Origin of the sequence: Lysinibacillus sphaericus (genome assembly GCF_015844675.1) — a bacterium.
Classification (GTDB): Bacteria; Bacillota; Bacilli; order Bacillales_A; family Planococcaceae; genus Lysinibacillus; species Lysinibacillus sphaericus_E.
Window position 1 is genome coordinate 35,182 of record NZ_LDGC01000033.1, and the last position, 6,587, is coordinate 41,768.

Sequence of the window (6,587 nt, forward strand, 5' to 3'; positions counted from 1 at the left end):
TCCTATTTTTTTGCTTTCTAAAGCGATGTTAATGAAAATGTTTGTCCCTTATTTTGTGAAAAATCTGTATATAAATGAGTGAGGAATCTAATTTTTTACTCACTCAAAAAATTTACAAGGAGGGGGATCATGGCTATATTTAGGGTTCAAAAAAAGGAGAATTTTGTTGTGTTAGATAAAGGATTTTTGAATGACACCCGTTTAAGCTGGAAAGCAAAGGGTTTGCTTGCTTATATGTTGTCCTTGCCGGATGATTGGTCATTTAGTATTTCTAATTTAGCTTCTCATAGCAAATGCAGTCGTGAATCCACGGCTAACACTATTAAGGAGTTAGCGCAAGCAGGCTATATTCACAAGACGCAGATCAGAACAAACCACGGGAAATTCGGGAAATTAGAGTTGTTCGTATTCGAAACACCACGAGCTGAACCGTATAGTAAAAAGCCGATAACGGTTAATCCGTCACCGGAAAAACCATCACTACTAAGTAATAATAAATCACTAAATAATAATGTACTAAATAAAAATAATGATGATGATAAAAGGGGGCATACCACTGGTGAAAACATTCAAAAAACACAAACAGCATTCGAGTTTTATGAGCAAAATGGCTTTGGTTCTCTAGTCGTTCACGTCACAAATAAAATCAATCATTGGATTGATGTTCTGTCTGAGGACCTTGTTATACATGCTATGAAGTTAGCAGTAGAAAACAATGTGCTGCGTTGGAAATACGTAGAAAAGATTCTTCAAGATTGGCGTAATAAGAAGGTAACATCCATTGAGGAAGTAGAAGCGGACAATCTGCAATTTGAAGCTCAAAAACAACAACGACAAAAGCATACTAATCGATCTACTTACCAAAAATATAAAGAGATTGTCCCTGAATGGTTCCATCAACGACGTCAAAATGACAGTGATATAGAAGATGGGCAAGCTATTGATTTTGAAGCTGAACGTCAAAAAATCTTGGAAACATTAAAGAACTTAACAGCGAGCGCAAAGTAAATAATATAAATCAAAGTTCATCGCTGTAAGATGACAATTTTGTCAATTAACTGTCATGTCCCGAAATTTAAGGTAGTGAAATGATGATCTATACTCTTTAGTAACGATACGATTTCGTTAGCAAAGAGGAGGCAGAAGAAATGAAGAAAATGAAAATCATGGCAATGGCAATTTTATTCGCCACTTTCTTAGTTGGTTGTGGTGAAAAGCGAGCATTGGTGGAAAAAGACTACTATGTCCAAATTAACGAGGAAGAACAAACGTCTAATAGTAATGGGCAATACGTATATACAATAGAAGGGTATGATAAGGATGGATGAAAAGGTTGTAAGTTTTTTTGCTGAAAAACCTTTTGAAAAAGGAACAATCGTCCGTGTCCCTAGAAGCTATGATGGATACACTGGTGATCCTCAAGTAATGAATGTGGATGAGTTACCAAAAACTATTAAGGAGAATTTCAATCAGAGCTAGATCCAGGTTATCAAGCGTCGTGTGAAATGAAGACAATCCTAAAAAGAGGGGCCTTACTCATATCGTATTGAGCAGGTCCTTTAATATATATATGAATACCTGATTTTTCATCATATGGTACTATGAAAAGGGAGTTTACTATATGCAAAGGGGGATACTTATGAACGTACATTTCAACTTTACGGATTTCCCAGTATTAGCAACAAAACGTTTTATATTACGAAAAGCACAGGAAAGTGATTGTTTTGATCTTTTCGAGCTTTATTCAGATGAAAATGTTGTGAAATATATTCCATTGGAACCTTTTAATTCAGTGGAGGATTCAAAAAATGAAATGAATTGGTATGAAAAAATTTACGAAGACCAGAGTGGTTTACGATGGCTTATAGAAGAACCTACAACTCAAAAAGGAATCGGAACATGTGGTTTTTTAAATTATGAAAAGGCTCATAACCGTATAGAGATTGGTTATGATTTAATGCCTTCTTACTGGGGAAAAGGCATAATGAAGGAGACATTAAGTAGTATCATCCATTTTGCTTTTGCTAAGATGAACATGAATAAAATAGAAGCAAAAGTCGACCCTGAAAATAAATCATCCATTAAATTATTGGAAAAGTTAAATTTCTATCAAGAAGGTATATTAAGAGAGCATGAATTTGAAAAAGGAAAGTATGTAGATTTAATTAATTTTTCCATTTTGAGAAGGGACTATTTTTTATAGTTTTGTTGATCTTAATTTTATGGAAATGGGGTACTGGAAATATGTTGAAATTTATTGGCTCTGGAAGTGCGTTTAATACGAAATTAGGTAATAATTCAGCTTATTATAAAGCGGGGAATCAAATGTTGCTAATTGATTGTGGTAGCAATATTTTTCATCGCATTAAGGAAAATAATTTACTGGAAGGTATAGAACATATCCATGTATTGATCACTCATACACATGCAGATCACGTTGGAAGCCTTGCTGATTTTATATTTTATAGCTATTATTGCCATGGCGAAATGGCAAAACCGAATGTTTCTGTTTATGCCGTTCATGATGTGAAAATTGAAGAATTGTTGACCATGAATGGTATTAGCCCAGAAGTTCATTGTTTAACAAAAAAATTTCAATCAGATACACAGTACTCACTAAATTTCTGTAACGTACTATTCGAAAGATCTAGTCATGTTAAAGAGATCCCTTCTTATTCCATTGAATTAAGTATAGATGGCAAACTTATCTATTATACGGGAGATACAAATAACCTAAAAGAATCTTTACGAACTCCACATGAATCGGGTAAGGTTTACGATTTTGTTTACGTCGATACTTGTAAAGCTGATTATGAAGGTAATGTACATTTATCATTACGAAAACTTAGCGAGTTAGTTCGTCCTGATTTACGGCCAATATTTTGGTGTATGCATTTAGATGAAGGCTTTGACCGTCAAGAAGCTGAAATGTTAGGGTTCAATGTTGTAAAGAACGAGATTTAAGAAAAAGGGGGGGAGCGATTTATGGAAATTGATTTACTAGTAAATAAGCCACAGCATATAGAAGATGTTGCTGAAATGGTCTACAAGGAATTTGTTGTACCAATTAGCAGTAAAAAGACATATGAAGAAGTAGTCGAATTTTTTAAAAGAACATATGTAAATGAATTTCCAATTACTTTTATTGCAAATGAAGATGGTCAATATGTAGGAACAGTATCTATATTTGAAAATGATTGGAAAGAAAGATAGTAATTCAAACCTTGGTTAGCCTCTTTATTTGTTGTACCTTCATACCGAAGTCAAAAAATAGGGTATACAAAAGTATTTTTAAAAACAGAAAATGCTGCAGTTTATTATGAAAAAAGAGACTGGGAGCGTATTGAAACAGTGTTAGATGAACAAAGCGACCAAATAATATACTATTGAATGATGAGTACAATTAATAAAGAGCTATCGTATCTTAAACATTCTGCATAATAATTTAAAGCATTCATACTTTTTTTCGTCAATTAAACATAAAAAGCTGTAGCGTATGACAACGCTACAGCACAGAATTGGTCTTGCCCTAATAATGGCTGAGCCATTAACAGCATTATAACACAACGTATGCGTAATCAAAGTTCTAATGAGAATATATTTCAGTGAATTGAATACAACGTTGGATAGTTGACACAATTGTGTTTTAATTAGCTACTCTTTTATTGTTTCAGTAAAATTTTTTCGACCAGGATTCACTTTATTTACGGTAACATTTAATTTACTTATTGTATTTTCTGTTAAAGGGATCTTGCCATCTTTCTGTATCTTTTTCCACATTTTCACGTCTTTTCGATATACATACTCTGATAAACGGAAAACATCAACATCCATGTTTAAGCCCTCTGCATATGATTTTTTTATATCTGCTTTTACCGATCTAATAATACCTTTTCTTATTTCATCAGTATTTATCTTTCCTTTGAAACCATTAATGATTGCATTTAATTTTATATCGACTTCAAATGTTACTTCATTGTTTTTTATAATGGGTTTAATTTCTGTACTTAACTTTTCTAAATCTACTGTTAAGTATTCTTTTTCTTTATTGTCCAATCTAAAGGTTACATCTCCACGAGTTGTTTTAGGAAACATCCATTGGATCCCTCTCGCGTCCCCATCATTTAGAAAACCTTTAAAACCATCCTTTGAAACTACCGCGAAACCTGATAATGCAGTTTCCGTAGTTGGCTCATCGGACGTCTCCCAGTTTTTATTAATTGTAACTAATGGAATATTCACTTCATGACTAGGTTCATTTAATTGGATAATTAGTCTTCGTAAATCTACAGGCTCTACATAAGTTTGTAGCTCTTTTGTATGCAGTGGATTGCTTAGTTTCGAAGCTGTTGGTGCTTTATTTAGTACCGGTGTGATTAAAAGAACATCTTTAATAGGTTCTTTTGTAGTAAAAGCTAATATTTGATATCTTGTTTCCCGATGACGTAAAAAGCTGTCAACAACAGGAATAGAATTTTCATTTTTTAAGGCATCCTCTGAGAACAGAATAAAAGTCATATGACCCCAGAATACTTTTTGGTCGATAGAGCGATATAATTTGAAAAAGGCTTCTTCCATTGTTTTACCTTTAGCAAAGCCAATCTCTGTAGGTGCAGCTTGAGGAGAAGGTCCTTCCGATTTAGCTACATTTGCAAAATTGACAATTTGCATAAATATTTCATATTGACCATCTTTAAAATCGATACCAATTCCGTCAACATAATACATTCTTTGCGGTTCTTTAATATCCCAACATCCAGAAAGCAATAGTACCGTTGCTAAACTTATGAGTAACGTAATTTTTTTTCTCATTTTTTAATCCCTACTTTTAGAAATTCCTGTGTAATTTTGAGGACTTAAGAAGTTGTGTTTATAGTTTGGACAAAAAATAAGAGGATTATAAGCTGTGAAAAACTTAGGGTAGCTGTAATTATTCATTAAAATAAAAGAGCCAGGACTCATATCTATAATGAGACCTGGGCGTGTGTGGAAAATTTTTCATCGAGCAATAACGTAAAAAAGTAAAGCGGGAGTTTATACTCCTTTATTGTCGCGAATTTCAATAATGGTTCCTTCGGGTGCTCTTAATTTACAAAGCTGACCATTTTCAACTTTATAAATAATTTCACCATTTTTACGTATAAAATGAACGTTCATTTCCTTTAATCGTTCTACTTCTTGAAGAAGATTATCAACCCATAAACAAAAATGTACAATACCTTGAACATTTGAATTACATGCTTCAAGATCTTTATCAAATTTGCCAGTTTGGAGTTCTATATAAAAGGTTCCAAGCTTTAACCATGTATTAAAATGTCTATCGTGGAAATTCGGCGACTCCTGTACTACTTCAAAACCTACTACTTCTGTGTAAAAATTTAAAGATTCTGCATATGTATTCGTTTGGACGCAAATGTGATGCACATATTTTTCAACCATAAAGTATTTCTCCTTTTATTGAAGCTGCTCTATCAATTAATTATTGCTAAATGATACCAAAATTACTTATTGCTGAGGAAATAGCGTAACATTAAGCTTTCCTTCGCACAAGTATAATTTACGACAAAATGGATAATTTATATATCGGAGGTGATAATTTTGACAAACAAAAAGCGCAATACAAGTGAAGAACAAGTAGAATTTGGAGCAGATTTAAGCCCTGACGATTTAGATGTGCGTGAAGAAAATGAACTAACTAAAGAGCAAATGAACAATGCAAATCATGAAAAACAACAAAGCGAAAACACTTCTTCAAGACGTAATAAGTAATTAAGGAAGAACTCATTATATTTTTCTACCACAATCTTTCGGTTGTGGTAATTTGATTTTCATATACATATAAAGGCAAAGGCTTATTATATACATTATAATAGAGTAAGATTGGATGTTTGGTTTTGAATGAAAAAATATGTTGAGAGCATGAGAAAGGACAAAGAGAATGACGACTAAATTTAAAATTGAACGACCGCTTATTCCAAATGATTTGCCTCAAGGAACTTTTGAAGACGTTTTTTATGATGACGAATCTTATCTATCGCATCAATTGATTACGAATACAAGTAGAGAGAATGATCGTATTGACCGATTAATTGTATCTATAAATGCTAATTTAAATATGTACATTCCTGCTTGAATAACAATGTACAAAAATGCTCATTCATTTCATACTAATACCGAGGTGTTAGTATGCATATTCAACTAGAGATTGAGACAGAATTTAAAATTAATAGTCTTTCAGATTTAGCAAATTTTAAACAAGTAATGGAGCATTTAAACATGAAAATTAATAAAAGTAAATTAGCAAGGGATATGGGAGTAGATCGACGAACAATCGATAAATATCTAAATGGCTTTATACCAAAAACAAAGCGTAATAAGCCATCTAAAATTGATGAGTTCTACCCGATTATTGCCAGCCTCTTATCAGAAGATTCTAAGCAGGTATTTTATTATCGACGCAATCTTTGGCAGTATTTAAAAGACAACCATGGTTTAGATTGTGGACAATCTACATTCCGTACCTATATTGCTAATACGCCAGAATTTAAGGCTTACTTTGAGAAAGCTGAGCGCGTATCTTCTTTGAA

General features: G+C 32.8%; 10 protein-coding genes and 1 pseudogene. 9 read left to right on the top strand and 2 right to left on the bottom strand.

Going from position 1 to position 6,587, the window contains the following annotated elements:
- Window positions 1-129: 129 nt before the first annotated feature.
- The 6 genes from ABE34_RS10735 to ABE34_RS25070 all read left to right on the top strand — a co-directional run bounded on the left by ABE34_RS10735 (window position 130) and on the right by ABE34_RS25070 (window position 3,213).
- Complete coding sequence (locus ABE34_RS10735) at window positions 130-1,008, top strand: DnaD domain protein (protein ID WP_197142414.1); 879 nt, start codon at window positions 130-132, stop codon at window positions 1,006-1,008.
- Window positions 1,009-1,148: 140 nt separating this feature from the next.
- Window positions 1,149-1,328, top strand: coding sequence for a hypothetical protein (locus tag ABE34_RS25060; protein ID WP_241747052.1), 180 nt, complete (start codon window positions 1,149-1,151; stop codon window positions 1,326-1,328).
- The gene (locus ABE34_RS25065; RefSeq protein WP_241747053.1) at window positions 1,321-1,479 is read left to right on the top strand and encodes a hypothetical protein; all 159 of its coding nucleotides are present in this window, start codon (window positions 1,321-1,323) and stop codon (window positions 1,477-1,479) included. The genes ABE34_RS25060 and ABE34_RS25065 overlap by 8 nt, the downstream gene beginning before the upstream one ends.
- 160 nt (window positions 1,480-1,639) lie before the next feature.
- Window positions 1,640-2,203 carry a GNAT family N-acetyltransferase gene (locus ABE34_RS10745; RefSeq protein ID WP_197142416.1) on the top strand — a complete coding sequence of 188 codons (564 nt, stop codon included), beginning with the start codon at window positions 1,640-1,642 and terminating at the stop codon, window positions 2,201-2,203.
- A gap of 41 nt (window positions 2,204-2,244) precedes the next feature.
- Window positions 2,245-2,964 (top strand): MBL fold metallo-hydrolase, encoded by a 720-nt coding sequence (locus ABE34_RS10750; protein WP_197142418.1) that lies wholly within the window; start codon window positions 2,245-2,247, stop codon window positions 2,962-2,964.
- Window positions 2,965-2,985: 21 nt separating this feature from the next.
- Entirely contained in the window at window positions 2,986-3,213 is a 228-nt protein-coding gene (locus tag ABE34_RS25070) for a hypothetical protein (RefSeq protein WP_241747054.1), read from the top strand.
- 441 nt (window positions 3,214-3,654) lie between these two features.
- On the opposite strand, the gene ABE34_RS10760 is transcribed toward ABE34_RS25070, so the two are convergent.
- A complete protein-coding gene (locus ABE34_RS10760) occupies window positions 3,655-4,812 on the bottom strand; it encodes a Ger(x)C family spore germination protein (RefSeq protein WP_197142420.1) in 1,158 nt (385 codons plus the stop codon).
- Between the two features lie 222 nt (window positions 4,813-5,034).
- Window positions 5,035-5,439, bottom strand: a complete 405-nt coding sequence (locus ABE34_RS10765) for a VOC family protein (protein WP_197142422.1) — start codon at window positions 5,437-5,439, stop codon at window positions 5,035-5,037.
- A gap of 150 nt (window positions 5,440-5,589) precedes the next feature.
- On the opposite strand from ABE34_RS10765, the gene ABE34_RS10770 reads away from it, so the two are divergent.
- From ABE34_RS10770 to ABE34_RS10780, 3 genes and pseudogenes are all read left to right on the top strand, one after another.
- On the top strand, window positions 5,590-5,769 hold the full coding sequence (locus ABE34_RS10770; protein WP_430982161.1) for a hypothetical protein: 180 nt from the start codon (window positions 5,590-5,592) through the stop codon (window positions 5,767-5,769).
- Window positions 5,770-5,938: 169 nt separating this feature from the next.
- Window positions 5,939-6,133 (top strand): hypothetical protein, encoded by a 195-nt coding sequence (locus ABE34_RS10775; RefSeq protein ID WP_197142424.1) that lies wholly within the window; start codon window positions 5,939-5,941, stop codon window positions 6,131-6,133.
- Between the two features lie 53 nt (window positions 6,134-6,186).
- Window positions 6,187-6,587, top strand: a pseudogene (locus ABE34_RS10780) (IS21 family transposase); the annotation flags it as partial.

Coding starts and splice junctions, on each gene's coding strand:
- ABE34_RS10735 (WP_197142414.1), top strand. CDS start 130: ATGGCTATATTTAGGGTTCAAAAAAAGGAGAATTTTGTTGTGTTAGAT.
- ABE34_RS25060 (WP_241747052.1), top strand. CDS start 1,149: ATGAAGAAAATGAAAATCATGGCAATGGCAATTTTATTCGCCACTTTC.
- ABE34_RS25065 (WP_241747053.1), top strand. CDS start 1,321: ATGGATGAAAAGGTTGTAAGTTTTTTTGCTGAAAAACCTTTTGAAAAA.
- ABE34_RS10745 (WP_197142416.1), top strand. CDS start 1,640: ATGAACGTACATTTCAACTTTACGGATTTCCCAGTATTAGCAACAAAA.
- ABE34_RS10750 (WP_197142418.1), top strand. CDS start 2,245: ATGTTGAAATTTATTGGCTCTGGAAGTGCGTTTAATACGAAATTAGGT.
- ABE34_RS25070 (WP_241747054.1), top strand. CDS start 2,986: ATGGAAATTGATTTACTAGTAAATAAGCCACAGCATATAGAAGATGTT.
- ABE34_RS10760 (WP_197142420.1), bottom strand. CDS start 4,812: ATGAGAAAAAAAATTACGTTACTCATAAGTTTAGCAACGGTACTATTG.
- ABE34_RS10765 (WP_197142422.1), bottom strand. CDS start 5,439: ATGGTTGAAAAATATGTGCATCACATTTGCGTCCAAACGAATACATAT.
- ABE34_RS10775 (WP_197142424.1), top strand. CDS start 5,939: ATGACGACTAAATTTAAAATTGAACGACCGCTTATTCCAAATGATTTG.